This window comes from Shewanella algicola (assembly GCF_014648035.1).
Taxonomy (GTDB): domain Bacteria; phylum Pseudomonadota; class Gammaproteobacteria; order Enterobacterales; family Shewanellaceae; genus Shewanella; species Shewanella algicola.
In genome coordinates, this window is the sequence record NZ_BMQI01000027.1 from 1 (window position 1) to 20309 (window position 20309).

At 42.4% G+C, this 20309-nt stretch carries 19 protein-coding genes and 1 riboswitch; of the genes, 4 read left to right on the forward strand and 15 right to left on the reverse strand.

The window, feature by feature from the left end; genetic code table 11:
* Positions 1-27 precede the first annotated feature (27 nt).
* The 3 genes from IEY42_RS12565 to IEY42_RS12575 form a co-directional block, all read right to left on the reverse strand.
* Complete coding sequence (locus IEY42_RS12565) at positions 28-597, reverse strand: CRISPR-associated endonuclease Cas3'' (RefSeq protein ID WP_188925553.1); 570 nt, start codon at positions 595-597, stop codon at positions 28-30.
* A gap of 139 nt (positions 598-736) precedes the next feature.
* A complete protein-coding gene (locus IEY42_RS12570; protein WP_229780047.1) occupies positions 737-1558 on the reverse strand; it encodes a WYL domain-containing protein in 822 nt (273 codons plus the stop codon).
* Positions 1559-1672: 114 nt separating this feature from the next.
* A complete protein-coding gene (locus IEY42_RS12575) occupies positions 1673-1879 on the reverse strand; it encodes a dodecin (RefSeq protein ID WP_188919939.1) in 207 nt (68 codons plus the stop codon).
* A gap of 370 nt (positions 1880-2249) precedes the next feature.
* Between IEY42_RS12575 and IEY42_RS12580 the strand changes: the two genes are divergently transcribed.
* Positions 2250-3155, forward strand: coding sequence for a LysR family transcriptional regulator (locus IEY42_RS12580; RefSeq protein WP_188925554.1), 906 nt, complete (start codon positions 2250-2252; stop codon positions 3153-3155).
* Here IEY42_RS12580 and IEY42_RS12585 read toward each other — a convergent pair.
* The 6 genes from IEY42_RS12585 to IEY42_RS12610 form a co-directional block, all read right to left on the reverse strand.
* Entirely contained in the window at positions 3135-3875 is a 741-nt protein-coding gene (locus tag IEY42_RS12585) for an HDOD domain-containing protein (RefSeq protein WP_188925555.1), read from the reverse strand. The two genes, IEY42_RS12580 and IEY42_RS12585, sit on opposite strands and share 21 nt — an antisense overlap.
* A gap of 115 nt (positions 3876-3990) precedes the next feature.
* Complete coding sequence (locus IEY42_RS12590; RefSeq protein WP_188925556.1) at positions 3991-5982, reverse strand: TonB-dependent receptor; 1992 nt, start codon at positions 5980-5982, stop codon at positions 3991-3993.
* Positions 5983-6111: 129 nt separating this feature from the next.
* Positions 6112-6305, reverse strand: a riboswitch (cobalamin riboswitch).
* A gap of 145 nt (positions 6306-6450) precedes the next feature.
* On the reverse strand, positions 6451-7113 hold the full coding sequence (locus IEY42_RS12595) for a hypothetical protein (protein ID WP_188925557.1): 663 nt from the start codon (positions 7111-7113) through the stop codon (positions 6451-6453).
* A 119-nt stretch (positions 7114-7232) separates the two neighbouring features.
* Positions 7233-7535: a DUF3622 domain-containing protein gene (locus tag IEY42_RS12600; protein WP_188925558.1), complete on the reverse strand. Its 303-nt coding sequence runs from the start codon at positions 7533-7535 to the stop codon at positions 7233-7235.
* 127 nt (positions 7536-7662) lie between these two features.
* Positions 7663-9579, reverse strand: a complete 1917-nt coding sequence (locus tag IEY42_RS12605; RefSeq protein WP_188925604.1) for a peptidase U32 family protein — start codon at positions 9577-9579, stop codon at positions 7663-7665.
* Positions 9580-9733: 154 nt separating this feature from the next.
* Positions 9734-10300, reverse strand: a complete 567-nt coding sequence (locus IEY42_RS12610) for a phosphoribosyltransferase (RefSeq protein WP_188919956.1) — start codon at positions 10298-10300, stop codon at positions 9734-9736.
* A gap of 312 nt (positions 10301-10612) precedes the next feature.
* Between IEY42_RS12610 and IEY42_RS12615 the strand changes: the two genes are divergently transcribed.
* On the forward strand, positions 10613-11305 hold the full coding sequence (locus IEY42_RS12615) for a DNA-J related domain-containing protein (protein WP_188925559.1): 693 nt from the start codon (positions 10613-10615) through the stop codon (positions 11303-11305).
* Between the two features lie 114 nt (positions 11306-11419).
* Entirely contained in the window at positions 11420-12076 is a 657-nt protein-coding gene (locus IEY42_RS12620) for a thiol:disulfide interchange protein DsbA/DsbL (RefSeq protein WP_188925560.1), read from the forward strand.
* A gap of 105 nt (positions 12077-12181) precedes the next feature.
* Here the strand turns inward: IEY42_RS12620 and IEY42_RS12625 are convergent, their stop codons facing one another.
* Both IEY42_RS12625 and IEY42_RS12630 read right to left on the reverse strand, forming a co-directional pair.
* Complete coding sequence (locus IEY42_RS12625; RefSeq protein WP_188925561.1) at positions 12182-14005, reverse strand: alpha-amylase family glycosyl hydrolase; 1824 nt, start codon at positions 14003-14005, stop codon at positions 12182-12184.
* Between the two features lie 96 nt (positions 14006-14101).
* Positions 14102-15073 (reverse strand): aldo/keto reductase, encoded by a 972-nt coding sequence (locus IEY42_RS12630; RefSeq protein WP_188925562.1) that lies wholly within the window; start codon positions 15071-15073, stop codon positions 14102-14104.
* Between the two features lie 145 nt (positions 15074-15218).
* Between IEY42_RS12630 and IEY42_RS12635 the strand changes: the two genes are divergently transcribed.
* Complete coding sequence (locus IEY42_RS12635; RefSeq protein WP_188925563.1) at positions 15219-16106, forward strand: LysR family transcriptional regulator; 888 nt, start codon at positions 15219-15221, stop codon at positions 16104-16106.
* Between the two features lie 25 nt (positions 16107-16131).
* On the opposite strand, the gene IEY42_RS12640 is transcribed toward IEY42_RS12635, so the two are convergent.
* The 4 genes from IEY42_RS12640 to IEY42_RS12655 form a co-directional block, all read right to left on the reverse strand.
* Positions 16132-16647, reverse strand: coding sequence for a cytochrome b/b6 domain-containing protein (locus IEY42_RS12640; protein ID WP_188925564.1), 516 nt, complete (start codon positions 16645-16647; stop codon positions 16132-16134).
* Entirely contained in the window at positions 16647-17171 is a 525-nt protein-coding gene (gene hemG, locus IEY42_RS12645; protein ID WP_188925565.1) for a menaquinone-dependent protoporphyrinogen IX dehydrogenase, read from the reverse strand. The genes IEY42_RS12640 and hemG overlap by 1 nt, the downstream gene beginning before the upstream one ends.
* Before the next feature lie 187 nt (positions 17172-17358).
* Positions 17359-18984, reverse strand: a complete 1626-nt coding sequence (locus IEY42_RS12650; protein ID WP_188925566.1) for a di-heme oxidoredictase family protein — start codon at positions 18982-18984, stop codon at positions 17359-17361.
* Positions 18985-19124: 140 nt separating this feature from the next.
* On the reverse strand, positions 19125-20288 hold the full coding sequence (locus IEY42_RS12655) for an imelysin family protein (protein ID WP_188925567.1): 1164 nt from the start codon (positions 20286-20288) through the stop codon (positions 19125-19127).
* Between the last annotated feature and the right edge of the window lie 21 nt (positions 20289-20309).

A 20309-nucleotide genomic window follows, 5' to 3' on the forward strand; every position in this document is an offset into this window, starting at 1 on the left:
CGAAGACAGAATTGTGAAGTATATTAACTAAATTGCAGTTACACAGAATCTGTTACACCCTCCAGGAATAGCAATTAGCCCTGCCCAATCTAAGCAAAACTCAACCCACTCTTTTCTAGCTTTTTTATCTAGTTCTATTAACTCTTCATCTGCGTCAGGCTCAGTCAAATTTCGATCAATCGAGGTATCACAATAACCATGGTGCCCAGCTACAGCTTTCATCGCCTCGTTATGACCATAAGACCTGATGAAATGAAGATAACCATATGAACCATGATCATATTTTTCAGATTCAACTTCAAACTCATCCCCTTGTAGTTGAACTCTGATTGCTTTTACAAAGTTTTGAAACCTAGCGTCAAATTTACCTAAGTCATGTAATAACACATAAAACAAAACAATAGCTTTTGCCTCTGACTCTGAACAATTAATCTGCAACGCTATTTGCTTTAGTAGGGTGCGAGATTCAGTAAGCCAAACGTCGACCACAGCCGCTACATCTAAACAGTGATAAGGTAATAGATGATAATCGACGCTAGTTTGTTCAAGCGTTTTTTTCGCCTTACCCCAATATTTAAAATATTCTGCAATGTCCATGCTCACCTCTTTGTGCCAAGTCCTTGCACTGTATACCGTTTAATATTTGCTCATCTATACTGTTGTTTTACACAGGTAAAGTGAGTTTACACTTAGCGTTGTGACTGCTGTGATTTTGCTGCGTCTGTTGGCCTTGGCATTAAAATAACCACTGTTTAATGTCATCTTGGTTTACAAGCACCCATTGTTGCGCCTCGGGTGTACCGTCTAACATTTTGATATTGATTTGCATTTCGCGCAGTACATAGTTAGCTAGCGCTGCCCTGGTGTTAATAATCAATTTGCCATCTGTAAGGCAAAAGTCATTACCAAGTACCCATTTTTGCTCGTCTGTTAAACGATAATCTGGCTGTAATATGATTGGAATAATAGTTTGCCATGCATCGTCTTGAGTCACTGGGTACGTTGAGCTGTCTAGTAACTCTGGCTCACCTTTAAAACGACTAATCACTAGGTCTCTGTAGGCTTGTGACTTTTCACAATAACCTCTTACATGCCAACGTAAGCCTGTATTGACAAAAGTGTGGGGATGAAAGATACGACCATCGTTTTCAGGGTGAGATAGCGACACATATTGAACATCAATGCGTTTTTGTTGCTCCATAGCGGCAACGAGTAAACGTATTATTTGTACAGATACGATGCGATCAGGTATCGATAGGTGTGCCACTTGAGGCGATTGATAGCTGTTATCGAGAATTGTGTGGGTTTCATACCAGTGTAAATACTGGCCGAGCTCACCAGAAATGTAGTGAGGGGTAAACGTTTGTGCAGGGCAATACCCTTGGTCTGTTTTTAGCAGATTAAGCGGGTGTTGAAGTAAGTATTGTTTAAAGTCGTTGTATGCCTGTTGGCGACTTATACCAAACTGCTGCATAAGTTGTTTGTTGCTTATACAGCCTTGCCACCAGGCTAGCATTTCTATAAATAGAAAGCGTTTGTAAGACAAATCCTTTGCCATTCACGTCACTGTGTTTGTTGTTTCCTTAATCATGTTATAAATCGCTTTCAAGATTCGGTCAATACTATTTATCAGCAAATGCAAGTAGATGCATTTGCTGATTCAATACAAAAGTTAAGTATCTAAGGTAAAGCCCACCTTTATAGTGACTTGCCAATGAGCAACCAACCCCTCTTCTAAGTGACCACGGGTTTCTACTACTTCAAACCAACGTAAGTGCTTTAGCGATTTATTGGCCTGGGCAATGGCGTTTTTTACTGCATCGTCGCTGCTGATTGGCGATGAACCGACAAGTTCAATAACCTTATATGTATGACTCATGCTTAACTCCTTATTTTCAGATCATTAAAGCGCTATTAATAAATAATTAATTCTTTATCAGTATAGCCTTAAGCTTATCAGTTCGCTTTTTTCTATCGTTCGAGGCGTTATGGTTTCAATCATATTACGTAGTCAGCAACGACGTTTCTCACTCGTATGGTGTGTTGGTTAATCGTTTAACTTGCTCTGTAATTCTCAGTTATCGAATATTGTATACAGAAACACCGCTTTATTAACTAAAATTAATAGTTAAATATGTAAAATAACTAATACAGGCGTCTGGACGTCTAGAAGTTTATTGTGTTAATCTGCAGTCAAGCAATCGAATTGATTTCATCAGCTAGTTGAGCAAGTTTCATGTGGAGAGAAAATGATAGAGCTTAGACACCTTCGCACCTTGATGGCGTTAAAAGAAAGTGGCAGTTTGGCAGGTGCAGCTAAAAAGCGGTTTGTAACCCAGTCGGCGCTTTCTCATCAAATAAAAGAGTTAGAGACTCGTATTAACTCAGCGATTTTTGTTCGAAAAAGTAAACCGTTAACTTTCACTCATGAAGGTGCGCGACTGCTGAATTTAGCAGAAGAAATCTTACCTAAGGTGATTGCAACAGAGTCAGATCTTAAACGTGGTCTTGAGGGTGAAAGTCAGCAACTTAAATTAGGCATTGAATGCCATAGCTGTTTTCGTTGGTTGATGCCAGTCAATGAGCAATTTAAACAACATGCGCCTGATGCGCAGGTTGATATTTCAAGCCGCCATTTGTTTGATTCACTCAATGCACTGCAAACCGGTGGGTTAGACATTGTACTGACCTCAGATCCTGTGCCTGGACACAGTGTTGCGTATCAGCACTTGTTTGATTTTGAGGTTAAATTAGTGACCTCGAGCGAACATCCATTGGCGAAAAAAGCGTATGTGACCCCTACTGATTTAACGAAAGAAACCTTAATTAGTTACCCAGTACCGTTAGCACGCTTGGACATTTACAAACACTTTTTAGAGCCTGCTGGGGTTGAACCTGGTGAGCAAAAGCAATGCGATTTAACCTCAATGCTATTGCAACGAGTGGCATGTAATGATGGCGTCGCGACGCTACCTACATGGTCAATTCGCGAGAGCCAAGGCTTGAGTTTAGCTGCGGTAAAACTAGGGGCAGAAGGACTAAAACGCCCGTTGTTTGGCGCTTATCGCCGTGACGCCACTAATGCAAATTTGATTCAAAAGTGGCTTGAGCTTGTTGCAAGTGAAGGCTTGAAATTACAACGGGTTAATCAATAGTTTCCGTTTAGATAACACGCGCCGAAGCACAAGTCCTGCTGAGTCAGGGTTTTGTGTTTGGCGTAAGTTATGTGCTATTAAAAATTCATCGCGTAAGTCGTCATCCAACCCTAATGATTCAAATGCCTCTAGAGACAGTTTTTGTTGTTGCTGATCTATCAATGATTTAAGCACCTTTAACGACACAGGCCTTGGTAATTCTGCATTCAAATACGCAAATGCAGTTAGCGCAATCACTTGGCCAAACACACTGAACAAGGCTAAAGTTTGCACTTCATCAGCATCGACTTTTATTGCCGAACCCGCTTCGCTTTCTACACGTAATAATTCGATACAATCATGAGCTATGGCTTCATTTAATGCCCAGTAACCTTGTACTAATTTTTTGTACGGTTCGGCAAGCTCATCAAGCCGCTCTTTTAAGTAAAACGAAAACGCATAACGGTAAATATTCACCTGCCCTAAACGGATTAAGGCATCTTTCACACTGCGGCTTTTTGTTGACACTACACCGGCATTTTGTGCGGTATTACTACGTTGTAATAAATGGGCTGCGAGCGCGGGATCGGCTGAAACGGTATCGATAATAACCCGAATATCGGCTTCGTTAATTAAGGCCTTTTTTAAAGGGATCAAAATACCACGGCGACCAATGACCTGTTCTTCGTTGCCAATAATAGCTTGAACTTGAGTCAGTACTTGTTGTTCAAGATTTGTCATATGCATCAGTTACCTTTGGTGAATAAATCTGGGTATAAATTAATTTAACGATATATTAAAACGAAAGCCAGTAATAGTTACTGGCTTTGGTATTCATATCGCTTAGTTTTACCCTTTAAAAGCGGTAACCAGCAGTAATTCTAAATGAACGGCCCGTACCTGAGTAATAACCATTACCATAAGACGAATAATAGCCTGTGCCTACATAGTCTTCATCTAATAAGTTATCGATACGCACACTGGCTGTCCATGCATTACGGCGATAATTTAATGCAAGGTTAGTCAGCACATAACTGTCGAGTTTGTCGTCGGCATTGCTGTTATCACCTTCCATGTAACGCTCGCCTGTGTATATGCCTTCAACAAACGTTTGCCAATTATCTGCAAAATCGTAGCTCATAAACACTTTACCAGAATGCTCAGCCACCCAGGATAGCGCTTTGCCATCGTTATCACCTTGGGTAAATTCGGCATCGATATAGTCATACGATGCGCCCATTAGCCAATCTTTAGATAACTGCACCTCGTAGCTTGAACTCACACCAAAACGGCGCGACTCATCAGCGTTAACGTTAGCGCCACCGCCATAAGGTCCATCGGTACGGCTGCCGTCGTAAACGATTTCATCTTCTAACTCGAGTTGATACGCATTGATTTTTAACGTTTGGGTAGCCGTAATGTAATCCCAACCCGCTTCGTATGAGCGCCCTGTTTGTGGGTCTAACCCTTGCACATCTAATGGCGTGTAAGCTTGCTCATCGACTTTAGCAAAACGGAAGTTATCATTGGCGCGAACATAAAAACGATGCTCGGCACTTGGGCGGTAATTAAGCCCTAGCTCAAATGCGTGTGCATCATTGTCGAGCTCAACACCTTCAGGATAAAGTAGTTGATCAGACAAATCATCGGTCACTTCAGAATAGCGACCACCGACAACATATGACAATGTTGAGCTTAGCGGCACAGTGGCTTGCACATAGGCGCTTTGCATCGTTTGCTCGTTATTACGTTGAATATACAAAGTATCAAAGTCAGCTTCGCCGCGGCTCACATCAACCCCTGTCACTAATATTAATTCACCGTGTTCTAGTTGATAGTGCGCTGTAGCTTTTGGAGAAAAACTCAATAAATCACGTTCAATTCGCCCTGCACTGCCATATAACAAGCTGGTTGTGAGAGAGTCAGAATAGGTTAAATCTGCACCGAGTGCCCACACGTCAGTCAATTGATATTGATAACCAGTGCGCAGTGCGGTGGTCATTTCATGTGAATATTCACCCTCAGAAAATGACGCAACCTGGCGAGGGTTATCTTGGTATTGTGCAAGGGTTAATGCACCTGGGGCCTGGCGATCATTATCGAAGTAATTCACTTCTACATAAAAATCTTCAACATCAGTTTGGTACTGAATACGACCTAGAATAGAGCCGGTTTCATTGTCGTTATTGTCACGATAGTTATCGCTTTGGTTATAACTGCCCGCTAAAAAGTAACGCCAGGTGTCATTAATTGCACCAGAGATATCGCCTTTAACTTCATAGGTGTCAAAGCTGCCGCCACTAACTTGCAGGCCACCAGCGGTTTGGGTTGGGGCTTTGGTAATAATGTTAATCACGCCACCCACAGCCTGATCGCCATAAAGCACACCCGCACTGCCAGATAAAATCTCAACGCGCTCGATTAAATTAAGCGGAATGGATTCAACGCTTGGGGCAGAAATATCAATGTTATTTAACCGACGACCGTCGACTAAAATAAGCGTATTGTTAACGGCTTGCGAAGCAGAAAAACCGCGCATCGAAAATACCGCACCAGAGTTGTTATCTGATACCTGTATGCCTGATTGGCCGCGCAGTAAGTCAGTAAGGTTGGTGGCACCACTCATTTCAATATCGGCAGCATCAATAACATCGACATTGGCAGCAATATTTAACGGATTAGCTTGATTACGACCAATGACCACAATCGTCTCATCCATTGTCACATCTGACTCGGTTGACACACTTGGTATTGATTCTGTAGAGGTTGGTGCTGCAACAGCATTAACACTGGTTGCGCAAAGCATTGCACTGATTAATAGTGCGAGTGTAGTTGGTTTAGTACCCATTTACCTTTAACTCCTGAAAGGAAAAATGGGGCAAAAGCGCCGCAACATTGACCACCACTTTTTGGCTTACTCATCTGAGTAAACCAAAAACGGCATAACATCACATCTCGAGATCTGCCCACCGAAATCATCGAAATCATCTTTATGGCCGGTCTCCGGACTGAGGTTACGGTACTCAAATTGTACGCACGAGCTGAGATACCATGGCATCAAAGGCTCTCACCAATCACCGTTGCGGGGGCAGTACCAGACTTTCACTGGTTTCCCGATTCTCCAATGGGTCGAAATGACTCAACATTGGCACCGTAAAGATTGACTAAATTATTAAACATTTTGCTTACCTGCCTAAGCTTTTGCCTAGATTTATGCAGTGTAAACAGCAGCAGGATTATAGCGGAAGCTCAGCTTAGCGGATAGTAACAAAGCAAAAAACAACTCGCGGATTATTCACGTTAATATTTGAGTAAGTTACTCAGCCATAAAGTCGCGATAATTTTGTTGATTGATAGGTGCTGATTCGGCGGTAAACACTGCGGTACGAATAGACTTATGCACGAGGTAGATATCATCGTCATCGCTGATAACAGTAAAGTACCCCATCTCACCACGAGGACTGGTAATGTAAGATGCTGAAACGGTAATCGAGGCATTATGAATATTGGGCATGCTAGTGCAGCCTAATAAGCCGTGTACAGCCTCAAGCCCTTCAACTTTTAAACTGCCTAATTGCTGATAAACCACTTCGCCCTGGCAGTGTTCCTTGTAAGTGTCAGCCATTGAGTCTAAAAATTCAGCAGGATCGACATCTTCAGCTAGGCCTTCAAAACCTTGCATACAGACTAAGTTAGACCAATCGTTGAGGGTTTCGTTGGCAGGTATAAATTCAGCCATGGTCATGTCGCCGCGCTTTTCATTAAAGGCAAGTTTCCACGCTAAAGGAGGTAAAAAACCAAAGGTTTTGGAGACAGTGATAAGCTTTTGTACGTCGCTCGACATGACAAGCACGCCGGATGAGTCACTTTGGGAGTCCAATGTAACCAATGCTGGTAAAGTAGCATACGCGGCATGAGGCAATAGACAGGCTATTCCAGCGCACCCCGCGTAGCAGATAAATGCAGCGAACTTGTTCATCCCAAAGACATCCTTGCAAGGAATTAGTTAGTTTAAAAATCATTCTAATTAAGTATATCCTATCCTGAACATACCGAAATTAAAACTTATCTATAACATTTACCTATTTTGAGCAGTACTTAGTTGAAGTCATCTTCGTCTAAGATTTCGTCTTCATCAATGGCAGATTCAGCCGCGATAGCCGCCGCTAAACTTTTTGCTTTTAGGTGTTTTTCAGTTTTACGCTTGTTACGATCAGCTTGCTTAGACAGGAAGCCCTGTAATGACTGTTCGCCCCATGCAATGGCTTCTGCTTCTGTGGCAAAACCATCTTGGCTTTTTGATACTACGGTTTTAGTCGCTGTCATACGACGAGTGATTTCGGTTTTCCACGTGTTTTCAACTTGTGTAACACGTAAACCATACTTTTTGCTATCGCTCATAATCTTTTCTATCCTACTTAGGGCATCGCAATGCAAAACCCATGAAATTTCAGCCGCGCAGTGTACTCGATACTCACGAGTTTGGGCAGCTATTATTGGTTATTTTTAACGCTTTTTTGTGATCGCGTTATTGCTGCTTCACTAACTGGTTTGAGCCCACGATCATCATTTCACATTTATGGCAGTCAAACACCAGCTTTAACTTGTCTTTACCGACGTCTAAAAACATCGGGTCGGCTTTGATGCCCTCAACTTCTTTAGGGCATAAATTAAAGCTGTAGCGTAAACAATGTTTGGTGACCATTAATGGGGCATCATGCAACACGGTGTTTTTTTCGTAGGTGTCTTCAATTTGAATCACCCCATGTTGTTCATAAAACGATTTGGCTTTTTCGTTGGCAACGTTAGACAAAAAGCTTAATGCCTTTTGTGGGAAACGCGCTTCTTTATTATGCACCCAACGCTCAGGGCGCTGATACGCAGCAACTCGTGCCGCCATTAACTCGCTCACAGCATCACGGCGCAGCTCATTGACCATCGACGCTGGTAAAAACCACATTTGCGCAGTTTGTAAGTTGACTTTGTTTAACACAAAATCGCTACTGCCTAATTTACCCAACTGCTTTTTAAGGTTATCAGCGGTTTTTGCTTGATCGTTTGCCGGTGTTTTGTCGCATGTTAGCGTGGCTGTAGCACTAATATTATGCGCATCGGTAATGGTTAAGCCGACACCGTCATCGGTATCAAAAAACTGCATATCAACGCTAATTTTACGGGTTGCCGAATCTTTGTTTAATGTTAATTCAAACTTATGGTCAAAGTTACGGAACATCATCACGCCGGTTTTTAAGTCTTTTGGCACCTCGGTTAAATACAAGGTATTGCCGTCGGCGCGGTTAACTCGTACACCCGATAACTTGTCATCAGACAGACGCTGAGTTTCGTAATGCTCTACGAAATAACACAGGCCATCACCATTGTTAAACTGAATATCTTTACCACTTTCGCTGGTATCAATTTTGATAAAGTCTTTTCCGACTTGAGTAATACGGCCAATTTTTTCACCAATAAACTTTGGCGAACTAAAATGCTCAATGGCTTCGGTACGCTCATTAACAAAGTAATCGGTTTTACCACGATTAAAGCTTTTATCAGGGTCAGGGGTAAAGTTAAACTCGCAGCGACCATGGGATATAGATTCAAGATCGTTACGCTTTGCAATAATGGCATCTAATTGCTGACGATAATGAGCGGTCACGTTTTTAAGATAAGTAATGTCTTTTAAGCGGCCTTCAATTTTAAACGAGCTAATGCCAGCATCAATCAAGGCTTCTAAATTATCGGTTTGGTTATTGTCTTTAAGTGACAATAAGTGCTGATTTTCAGCTAATACATCACCGTCACGTGTGGTTAAGTTACACGGTAAGCGACACATTTGAGAGCATTCGCCACGGTTAGCGCTGCGGTTTGAGTACGCATGGCTTAAGTTGCACAAGCCACTGTAACTGACACATAATGCCCCATGAATGAAAAACTCTAGCTTCATTTTGGTGTTGGCGGCAATATCACGAATTTGCGGAATATTTAGCTCGCGCGCCAATACTACCTGTGAAAAACCCACCTGCTCTAAAAACACGGTTTTTTCTGGGCTGCGGTTATCGGTTTGAGTACTGGCGTGTAAGGCTATTGGCGGTAAATCCAGTTGTAAAACGCCCATGTCTTGAATGATTAAGGCATCAACACCAGCTTCGTAGAGTTCCCATATCAGTTTTTGAGCTTTGTCTATCTCGTTATCCATTAAAATGGTATTCAAGGCAACAAACACCTGGGCATGATAACGATGAGCAAACTCCGCTAAACGAGCAATATCTTCAACGCTGTTACCAGCATTATGACGCGCACCAAATGCAGGACCACCAATGTAAACCGCGTCGGCACCATGACGAATAGCTTCAATGCCGTAATCTGCATTTTTAGCCGGTGCTAGCAGTTCAAGTTGGCGCTTTACCGGAGCCTCGGGGGTAAACAATTCTACAGAAACCATAATGTTAACTAAATTTCGCTCAATTCTGATAAAAAAGTGCGCCAACATACTGATATCGTCTTGGTGACATAAGTATGTTGACGCACTCGCATAGTCTTGTATTTTAGCAAACTTTAAACAAAGTTCTAAGTAAAATTGCGACTAACTTGGTTGTTTATAAAAACAGCTCTTGGATGTTTTTAAAATCAGATTTGCCTTCAGCAATTTCTTTTGGATCCAGACCCGAAACTTCGTGCGGGAACACCAACCAATCTTCAGATGAATGAATAAAGTAATCAGGCTTTAGGTCAACTTTGGTATTTTTTGGCTTGTAGTAAGGACACGCAATGCGAATATCGCTTGGTACATTAAGGCGCATAAACTTTTTAAGCTTACCAATTAAGGCGTCAATACTGCGGCCTGAGTCAAATACGTCATCAACAATTAATAACCCGTCACTGGCATTGGCGTTTTCAATAATATAATGCAAGCCATGAACTTTAATGTTTTTGTCTTGCTTGTCGGTGCCGATGCCATAATACGATGACGTGCGTACTGCAATGTGGTCAGTTTCCACTTTTTTGAAGTCATAGTATTCTTGTACTGCAATACCAATCGGTGCACCGCCACGCCAAATACCGACAATAAACTGCGGTCTAAAACCACTGTCATATACCTGCGCAGCCAGTCTAAATGAATCTTCAAGAAGTTGTTGCGCGCTAATATAGTGTTTATCAGTCATTGTTAAGGCCTCTGGTTATTTTAGTGCGGCGAATTTTATACCAAATAAATCTATCTTGCCTGTAAGAATCAGAAATAATTGATCAAAGTCAGCATAAAATTATTCAGTTAAGTCGTAACTTATCATCTAGTGGTTCAAATGGATAAATTAATCTTTGCTTGACGGATGATACCTGTGCCCAAATAGACTGAACAGGTATCATTGCCGATAAAATCTACTTGTCATTCACGATGACTATGGCATAGTGTTTTTGACCAATTCGTTGATATACCCAACTCATTGATATCGCCAATTCAGGATGAATACACCGTTATGCTGCTAGACAAAAATACCCAAAATAATTCAGCAAATGCTCTGTCTCACTCCACTGATGCACGCGTTATGGAAGGAGCTAAAGGTGACAATCCGCTTATTTGGCCATTGCTAACTTTACTCAAATCTTCACGTCAAAGCTGGAAAGTGCATCACTTAGCCAGCGAACTGCAAACCAAAGGCTTAATGCACAACCTCGATCCAATGCCTGAAAAAGATCTCTTCAAACGTAATTTTTTGCTAATGAATGCCTTGTATGAACTGCAAGATATGCTGATGCCAAGGCAATGGTTGCAAGTCAAAGCTATGGAAATTCAAATATTTAGAGTTATCCCAGCCAATGCAGATATTGCACATATTCGAGACGGTGCACTACGTGAATACTATCTTGATTGGAGTAACTACGACGCTAGCGTTAATGTGGTACGTGAAATGCTCGAGTCATTCTGGTCAAGCTACCAACAATTTATTGGCGTTAATGCTCAATTAATGCATAAAGGGCATGCTTTAAAAGTATTCGAGCTAGATGAAACCGCAACCGACAAAGAAATCCGCAAACAATGGCGCAAGCTGGCACTTAAATGGCACCCCGATCGTGACGACGGTGATGCTGAGAGGTTCCGTGAAGTATGCGAAGCCTGGCAAACCCTGCGAGACAGAGCGTTAGGCGGCGCTTATCAGACTAACGCGTAAACAAAATTGCGTAAATCACAGCTTGATCACACACATTTTGCCACTGTGCATGGCTATTTATGCCATCATTAGCGGCATTATTGTCTTTAAATTTATCTCCATTTTGAGGTGTTCATGTTTAAATATTTAGCTTTAGCCGTGACCTTAGCGGTTGCTCCTATTACCAGTTTTGCTGCGCAATTTGTTGAAGGCACCCATTATACCCAAATCTCTAACAACATGGTCCCTAGCGAACCTAAAGTGACTGAGTTCTTTTCATTTTATTGTCATAACTGCTTTAACATGGAAAGCCAGTACCTGCCTGAAATCAAAAAAGGCCTAGACAAAAGGGTGGCATTCGACAGCAAGCACGTCGACTTTATGAATAGCGACTTAGGCACTGAAGTGATGCGTTCACTCGCGGTTATCCACGAGTTAGATAACAAAGAAGCGTTAAAAATTGCCATGTTTGGTGCGATTCAAGGTAAAGACAATACCGCGGGTCATGACCATAGCGCGGCAGGTCATGAACATAAGTCATTGATTAACAGCCGTGACGATATCAAAAAGGTGTTTGCCGAATTAGGCGTTGATGCTAAGCAATACGATGTTCTTGCAGACAGCGAAGTTGCCGATAAAAAACTCAGCTTATGGCGTCAACAACAAGTAATGTACGCAGTACAAAGTGTGCCCGCTTTTATTGTTAACGATAAATACGCGATTAATTTAAATGAAATGCGTACCCTCGATGACATCATCGGTTTGATTAACTACTTAGCGTTACAAAAGTAGTGTGAATTGCTTTAAACAGAAAATGGCTATCCAGTGGATAGCCATTTTTTTGCCTACTTTGTGCTAAGCCTTAAGTCTTAAGCTTTATGCCCTAATCCTTACATTTTATGGTTGATTAGTATAAATGGCGTAGCTTAATCTTGGTAAGGTGACGCTAAAGCCCGTGTCTGTCGCCTCGCCTTTAACCACAGCTTGTTGTTGGCCCCATGAGTGCAATAACCGATAAGGTTGTGCAGTGTTTGCCAGCTCAATGCTGTGTGCTTGCTCGCCACTGTTAAACACCATCAACATTTCAGCGCCGGTTGTCGCATCAACGCGCGCAAAGGCAAATATGGGCTTATCCGCCTGATAAAGGCGGTCTTGGTACTCACCACGGCGCAGCAATATATGCTGCTTACGCAACTCACTTAATTGAGCAATGGCCTGATACAGTGGGTGATTGCTGTCAAAGTTATCGTTTGCGGTAGTAGCCTGGGTGCCTAACAAGGTATTGTCATTATAACTGGCCACTTGTGAGGCAAACATGTCTTCGCGAGCGTGAATATCGTTTCCATCACCGGTAAAGCCTTGTTCATCACCGTAGTAAATCACCGGAATGCCGCGAGATAAAAACATAAACGCATGCGATAAAATGCTGCGCAGCAGTTTATCTTCAGCAGGCATATCTGGATTGGCCTGCTGAATAAAATGACCGGTACGACCCATGTCGTGATTGCCTAAAAAGGTCATGAGCAAATCAGCTTGGCTGTCGCTGTCTTGATAAAGATTATCTTGGGCAAATAATTGCTGCGCTAATTCAGGGCTTTTTTTACGGTAGAAAATATCTGCCGCAACTTGCTGAAATGCAAAGTCGAGTACCGAGGGCAGTTTTCCCTCTGTAGTATAAAGACTGAGTACTTTAGGGTCTGGCGCATAGACTTCGCCAAATACATGAAACTGCGGGATCCCTTGCGCTTTAGCAAAGTTAACAATTTCGGGGCTAAAGGTTTGCCAAAATGATAAATCGACATGTTTAACGGTATCGATCCTAAAACCATCAGGCTTAAACTCTTCAATCAAGTTTTGGTAAATTTCAATCATACCGGTTAACACTGCTGGATCGGCGGTATTAAGGTCATCTAACCCGGTAAAGTCACCATTAAGCGAGCTTTCGCCTTTAAAGGTACTGTCGCCTTGATTGTGATAGTAACGCGGATCGTTCAGCCAACTCGGCACTTTGACCTCAGCCTGGCCCTCGGGAATAAATGGCGTGTAACTGTCACCTTTTGCGATTTGATCTAATGACTTATATTCACAGTGCGTATTAGGAGCAATAAACTCGCCCGACGCTTGGTGACACTCCTGATACTTAATCACGTCAGCCGTATGGTTAGTAATAATGTCGAAAAATACTTTAATACCACGTTGATGTGCTGCGTTAATGAGCTGCTTTAAATCGGCATTACTGCCAAAATGTGGGTCGATTTCAGTAAAGTCGACAATCCAATAGCCGTGATGAGCAATACCGTCAGGTTGAATGGCTTTATTACGCAATAACGGTGTCATCCAAATGGCTGTAATGCCAAGGTTTTGCAAGTAATCGAGTTTTTGCTCAATGCCGTTAATGTCACCACCATGAAAACCACGAGGATGAGTTAAGTCCATACCGCCAGCCGAAACTTCATGGGTTAATGAACCATTATCATTTTTGCTGTTGCCGTTATAAAAACGGTCGGGTAACACAAAGTAAAAAATGTCATCGCGAACATCGCGATGTAAGTAATCTTGATAAATGTCTGACGCACCTTGCGCCTTAACAAGTGTATCGGCAGACTGCACATCGGCCGTTTGCGGGGCTATAACCTGGCTTTTTTCCTTGTCGACCTCTGCTGGCTGACAAGCCGATAACAATATTGCCGCAGTAAGTATTGTGCCTATTTTTGTGTCCATATGGCCTCTTAAATGACTATCTTTATTATTTACATTGATTAGCGCTTAGGTAACTCTCCCATCGATACTGCAATAATTAACCTGAGTTCGGGTTAACTAAGGTAATTCTTGTCCCTTTGCGCTTACATACAGAGCATACCAATGCTCGCGGCTCAGTGATACTTGAGTCGCCTGACTACAGGCATTAATTCGCTGTAAATTTGTGGTACCGATAACCGGCTGAATTTGACTCGGGTGTTGCATTAACCAACTGAGCAAAATAGCTTCGGCCGTGGTGTGATATTGCTCAGCTAAAGCCTGTACTAACTGGCTGGTTTGTTGCACCGCTATAGGTTGGTCGCTGACATCCATGCCACTGTATAATCCCTGACATAAACTGCCCCATGCTTGAATTTGCATACGCTGTTGTTGGCAATATTGCATCATACCTGGGGTAAAGTTGATGTCTTTACCGGCTTGATTACCTGCATAAACGGTTTCATCTAGCCAGTCATGTTTTTGTAAACTCATTTCAACTTGGTTTAGTACCAGCGGTGCATCCAGCTCTTGCTGCAATGCCTGTACCTGGTGTTGCTGCATGTTCGACACCCCTAAAAAGCGCACTTTACCGGCGGTTTTTAACTGGCTAAACACCTGCGCGATTTCAGTTGGCTGCATTAAAGGATCTGGGCGGTGAAGCACCAATACATCAAGGTAATCGGTATGTAACTGCGCTAAGCTTTTATCGACTGAGGATTGGATCCACTGCGCAGATAAGTCATAGCGTTTGGGGCCTAAATCATCGGCAAATCGAATACCGCATTTACTTTGCAGATACATCTCTTGTCGCAGTGCTGGGCGCTCGGCTAATACTTTGCCAAACACTTGCTCAGCTTTGCCAAAGGTATAAATATCGGCTTGATCAAAATAATTAATCTTGTTATCTATCGCGGCATCTATCACCTGATGGGCTTGCTTAATATCGGCATCATTAATTGAATTAGCATTCCAACCACCGCCCAGCCCCATGCAGCCATATACCAGCGAGCTAACGTTTGGTAAAAATTCACGTAAAGGTAAGTGGGTCATTTTAGTGCTCTTCGCATTGCGTTCATTAAGCCTAGTTTATGAAAAACGCGATAAATAAGAAGCGTTAAAAAACAAAATCATTATTTGATATATCTACCAATAACAGATTACAGTTCTTTATAGATGACGATTATAGGTAAGTGTAATGAGCCGAGAACATAAAAAGTTTGAGCGATTATTTTTATTCAGTGAGGTGGCCAAGCAGTTGAGCTTTACCGGTGCGGCAGCCGAATTAGGTATTTCACGCGGTTACTTATCTGAGCAAATTAGACAACTTGAACAAGAACTCGGTAGACCGTTACTCATTCGTACCACTCGCAGCGTTAAGTTGACGATTCAAGGCCAGATGATATTAGCCAGTATGGGGCAAGTGAAAGCCGACCTACTGGACCTTGACCGACAAATTCGTCACGACAATGATGATATTGCAGGCAGAATCCGCATCACCGCCCCGAGCCAATTTACTCAACGATATTTATTAGACATTTGCCATGAGTTTAGCGTGCTACATCCACAAGTGAATTTCAGCGTTGATTGCAGTTATACCTTATTTGATTTGACAAAAAACGATTTTGATTTGGCCATTAGGGCAACCCAAAATCCGCCACAAAATATGGTTGCTAAAAAACTATTTGATTATCAACAAGTGTGCTGCGCCGCGCCTGAGTATCTTAACAAAGCGGGTATACCTAAGAGTATTGATGATTTGCATCTACACCGATGCTTAACATCGGCAGAACAAAGTGATTGGTCATTTGGCAATAAAACCATCGCCATTAACAGCTTTATGAGCATCAACGATAATCACATGCTCAAAACACAAGCCTTACTTGCAAGAGGGATTATTTTAGGTCCGCAATATCTTGTCGATAGAGAGTTACAGCAAGGTCAACTACAAGCCATTTTAACCGATGAAACCATGAACCAATCGGCCACTTATATTGTGCACCCGCAAATGATTAACCAGTCAGCAAGGCTGAGTAGTTTTATTCAATTTACCCTTGAGTGGTTTAAACATAATAAACAGGACTAACCTACACTTTTATCCCGAGCTCAGGTTAGCTAAAAAACTCTCTAATGTGTAACAGCCCTAATATGCAGTGCAAAACAACAAAGCCGATAAAACCATGAACACATACAATATGATAATGACGCCAGGTTAATGCATTAGCAGGTTCAGCCACAAACCATGCAACACCGGTCAACGCTACCAGCAGCAGTAAAATGACTCCAAGCCCTTCAATAACGCTGATTAACCCCTTACCACCAGAATGAGGGAGTTGGCCGCGTAGTAATCCACGCACATCAGTCAGTAGCGGTTTGATATCAAGAACCAACCAGGGGAAAAACAATCGCCATTGTCCGCCCTTGCACACTTTAAGTAAAAATAGCACTGCCACCATTGCGGTCAACAAACCACCATAAACATGAAATAAATCCCAAAAGCCAGCGCGCTCGGTTAACTGCCTACCAATGAGTATCCAGGGACTTGTAAAGATCAACAGCAATGACATGGCTAACACCAATGCATGTAATACTGCCTCAAGACCTTGCCAAACACGCTTTATGCTCATCAATTAGCCTCAATCATTTGCTGAGCAAATTGATCGACTTTACTCCAGTCCGTAAATTCTACTTTGGTGTTGGGGTCCGTTGGGCCTTTGGTTATCCACATAATAAAGCGAATAATGTTACGGTCCATAGTGCCATAACCTTGATAATCTAAATTGCCACCAAATACTTGTAATAGCTTAGGTTGCCATGAACTTTGGCTTAAAAACTGCTGCATATACATGTTTGTCTCTGGGGTGTTTTTAAGCGGTTTACGCGCCACTAAACTCACCGAAAAAAAGCCGCTAGGTTTTGCTTCGAGCTGTTGTTGATGAGATTCGATAAATTGATACAGCGCCGGACGATGCTTACCGTGACGAATACTGGCACCAATAAACACTTTGTCAAACTCGGCCAGATCGGGCACTTCAGACAACGAGGCTATGGTGACTTGTTGCTGCTGAGCTTCTAACTTGCCTTTAAGGTATTCACAAATTTTTTGTGTGTAACCATGGACACTCGAATGGATCAGTAAAATATGGCTCATGCTGACCTCAAATTGAAATCATATAAAGTAATACAGCATCTTAGCTCAGTAGCATAAAAATTTACATGAAACAGATCACGACATGAGTATCGTTATACTCAATCAACCTGAAGATGCATATTAACGAAAAATCCCTTAGCCATGCTCGACTAAGGGATTAAACATATTAATAACGAGTTCAGTTTGCTTATAGCGACATTAAAAATGCCACCAGTTGCGAACGTTCATCTTGGCTTAACGCCATAAAGTCATCGGTTGATTGTTGAGCCTCTCCACCATGCCACAAAATCGCTTCTTCTAAGGTGGCCGCTCGGCCGTCATGTAAAAAACCCGCTTGCGGATTAACCGTTTGAGTCAGCCCTATTCCCCATAAAGGTCGAGTACGCCATTCATTACCGTCGGCTAAAAAGTCAGGTCGACCATCAGCAAGCCCCTCACCCATATCGTGCAGTAACATGTCAGTAAATGGGTAAATAGTTTGGCCTTTCAAGCTGTCACTCATGGCTATTCCGCCAATATCGCCCGATGTTTTGGTGACAAATGATGGTGTATGACAACCACTACAATTGAGTTGTTCAAATAATCGCGCACCTTCACGCACATCGCTATCGTCGACATTGCGTCTCGCGGGTACCGCTAATGTTTCAGCATAAAAAACCACTGCATCACTAAACTCTGCACTGGCTTCAGGTGCACCGTCAACACCTTCACCAGTATCAACAAACCCTGTGCGGGTTAAATATGAGTCATGCAAACTGGTACCAAGGACACTTTCATCGGGAAATAACGGATTAGTAATACCAATATCACCACGTAATGCACCTAATGATTGCACTCGAACACTTGGTGTATTGGCTTTCCAACCAAAGCGCCCTAATGATACTGGTGTTACATCTCCATTTTGTGCCTTTATGGCATCGAATACCCAATTTGCACGACCAGAAATATTGTCATTATTACTGTCATCGGCATCCACATTAGCCAAAATGCTTGCCTCTGGTATGGCTTCTAATAAACCTAAGCCAAACACTGGCATACCATTACGCCAACCCATTAATACATCATCTTGGAGTAAATTAGAGGTTACATTCGCACTTTGCTTGGTTTCGCCTGGCGCATCATAAGGATTTTCGACTTCAAAAACAGGCTTTTTTAAGCTCACTGTTTGACCGTCAGAATAAACGACATCATGCCGCTCGTAAGATAAATACACATCAGCTTGGCCTACAAATGAATTATCTTGCCAATCGGCACGTGCTTTTAATACCCCACGGTGAAATAATTGATCACCAAAATCAGGTACTTTAATTGGCGCACAGTAATTATTGTCAACCGTACCTGCTATGCAAGGTTCTGCAGCGGCTTTGCTTATGCGCAAAAATATACCATCGGCAGAGCCTAATTTAACACGCGTTTCAGTAGCCGCCACAATGGGGGTTGAATTTCGACCATCTCGTTGATGGCAAGAATTACAATCTGCATTATTGAATACCGGACCTAAGCCGTCCAATTCAGGATGTTGGTCATTGGGTGCGGTAGTAAATGACGCCTCAAAATTGGCATCACCTTCTAAATGCAATTCAAGTTCATCTTCAGTTAAATTGACCGATGGCGTTGAAAAGCCATGACCGGAACTATTGGCATCAAACGTGGTAGTGTCACCACCTAATGCAATAACAGAGGTGTAGCTAGGATAAGTCACAACGGGTTGAACAGGTTCTGAAGTACCGTCATCACCGCTGCCACCACAAGCACTTAAACTCAAACCGATTAATGCCGCAAACCAGTAAGGTTGTCGTAATAATTTATTCATCGTTTTCTCACACATTTTTAATCTAAATCAGATGATTAGCCATAGCACACCCTTTATTCTTAGGATTATATTGTAAAGGGTCGCACTTCCCCTCCCAACCAAGCCTCTCCATGAGCTTATTGGGAGAGAAATTAGCTAAATTATGAGTTCCAATCTGATAACAAAGGCAGTACGTCTGACTCCAATGAAGTTTGCAGTGTTGTTAGTGCATCAATTGCACTTTGCACTAACACGCGACCATCTTCGTCCAAAATAGCTTGACGAAATGGCATATCTGTACTGCCTGAAATAGCTTGAATTTTTAAGATTGAATCGTCAATTTCACTGGTAATACGAGCGGCTAACGTCGCATCTGCTGCGGCAACAAAGTCTACTAATCCGGTATTATCTGACGCACCAGTAAACTCACCTTGATATACGTTACGTACACCAATGATGTTATTAGCAAAATCAGTCAATGAGTTCCATGAATATTGTGACTCCACCTTAGACGTATCAGCAGTGCTAATTGAATCACCAAATGGATCGGCTATTTTACCGTTACCCACTTCATCGACAATACCGATCATGCCATTGATTAATTCTTCAATCACCGCCAGTTGTGATGAGTAAATCGTGTTGGTTGCATCACCAGGCGTTTTAAGTAAATCGGCATAAGGTATAGCTGTTGCATTTTCAGCGTTATAGTTCACTTGCCACGCATCATCTAACACTGTGGTGTAATCTCTAAACACTTCTGCTAACGCAATTAAATACTCTCGCTCACTGGTAGTAAGATCTGCAATTAGCTTGGTATTGCTGTCAACGCCATTACCAAATAACAAGTATTCCATGGTGTGAAAGCCTTGAACATCATCGTTCCAAGATTTAATTGTTTCGGCATCAAAGCCACTATTATTATCTAGCTGAGTCTGTAAATCGGTGGTGTTTAAAGGCCAGCTGTCTAAATGTGGATCGATACTTAAAGAATCTACAGGGCCAAAAATATGCGACTCTCCTTGCTCCCAAGGCTCACGTGCAGATTTCCACGCATTCTGTGCAGCCACGAGATCGGCTTGCGTAGCCGACGCACTTAGTAATGCTTGTGTCGCTAATAATAATGCATCACCTTCGGCAGCTAAATTGGCATAACCAGCCACAATGACATCATCGGTTAAATTAGTGATCATTTCTGTAGCGGCAAAACTAAAGCCTGTTGTTGGCTCCGCTGGTGTTTCGGTACTTGTACTATCCGAACCTGAACCGCCACATGCTGATAAAGTCGTAATTAAAGCCAATGTTATTGCTGTCTGTTTAAAGCGCATAATAAAACTCCATGTAAAAAA

Coding starts and splice junctions, on each gene's coding strand:
- IEY42_RS12565 (WP_188925553.1), bottom strand. CDS start 597: ATGGACATTGCAGAATATTTTAAATATTGGGGTAAGGCGAAAAAAACG.
- IEY42_RS12570 (WP_229780047.1), bottom strand. CDS start 1,558: ATGGCAAAGGATTTGTCTTACAAACGCTTTCTATTTATAGAAATGCTA.
- IEY42_RS12575 (WP_188919939.1), bottom strand. CDS start 1,879: ATGAGTCATACATATAAGGTTATTGAACTTGTCGGTTCATCGCCAATC.
- IEY42_RS12580 (WP_188925554.1), top strand. CDS start 2,250: ATGATAGAGCTTAGACACCTTCGCACCTTGATGGCGTTAAAAGAAAGT.
- IEY42_RS12585 (WP_188925555.1), bottom strand. CDS start 3,875: ATGACAAATCTTGAACAACAAGTACTGACTCAAGTTCAAGCTATTATT.
- IEY42_RS12590 (WP_188925556.1), bottom strand. CDS start 5,982: ATGGGTACTAAACCAACTACACTCGCACTATTAATCAGTGCAATGCTT.
- IEY42_RS12595 (WP_188925557.1), bottom strand. CDS start 7,113: ATGAACAAGTTCGCTGCATTTATCTGCTACGCGGGGTGCGCTGGAATA.
- IEY42_RS12600 (WP_188925558.1), bottom strand. CDS start 7,535: ATGAGCGATAGCAAAAAGTATGGTTTACGTGTTACACAAGTTGAAAAC.
- IEY42_RS12605 (WP_188925604.1), bottom strand. CDS start 9,579: ATGGTTTCTGTAGAATTGTTTACCCCCGAGGCTCCGGTAAAGCGCCAA.
- IEY42_RS12610 (WP_188919956.1), bottom strand. CDS start 10,300: ATGACTGATAAACACTATATTAGCGCGCAACAACTTCTTGAAGATTCA.
- IEY42_RS12615 (WP_188925559.1), top strand. CDS start 10,613: ATGCTGCTAGACAAAAATACCCAAAATAATTCAGCAAATGCTCTGTCT.
- IEY42_RS12620 (WP_188925560.1), top strand. CDS start 11,420: ATGTTTAAATATTTAGCTTTAGCCGTGACCTTAGCGGTTGCTCCTATT.
- IEY42_RS12625 (WP_188925561.1), bottom strand. CDS start 14,005: ATGGACACAAAAATAGGCACAATACTTACTGCGGCAATATTGTTATCG.
- IEY42_RS12630 (WP_188925562.1), bottom strand. CDS start 15,073: ATGACCCACTTACCTTTACGTGAATTTTTACCAAACGTTAGCTCGCTG.
- IEY42_RS12635 (WP_188925563.1), top strand. CDS start 15,219: ATGAGCCGAGAACATAAAAAGTTTGAGCGATTATTTTTATTCAGTGAG.
- IEY42_RS12640 (WP_188925564.1), bottom strand. CDS start 16,647: ATGAGCATAAAGCGTGTTTGGCAAGGTCTTGAGGCAGTATTACATGCA.
- hemG (WP_188925565.1), bottom strand. CDS start 17,171: ATGAGCCATATTTTACTGATCCATTCGAGTGTCCATGGTTACACACAA.
- IEY42_RS12650 (WP_188925566.1), bottom strand. CDS start 18,984: ATGAATAAATTATTACGACAACCTTACTGGTTTGCGGCATTAATCGGT.
- IEY42_RS12655 (WP_188925567.1), bottom strand. CDS start 20,288: ATGCGCTTTAAACAGACAGCAATAACATTGGCTTTAATTACGACTTTA.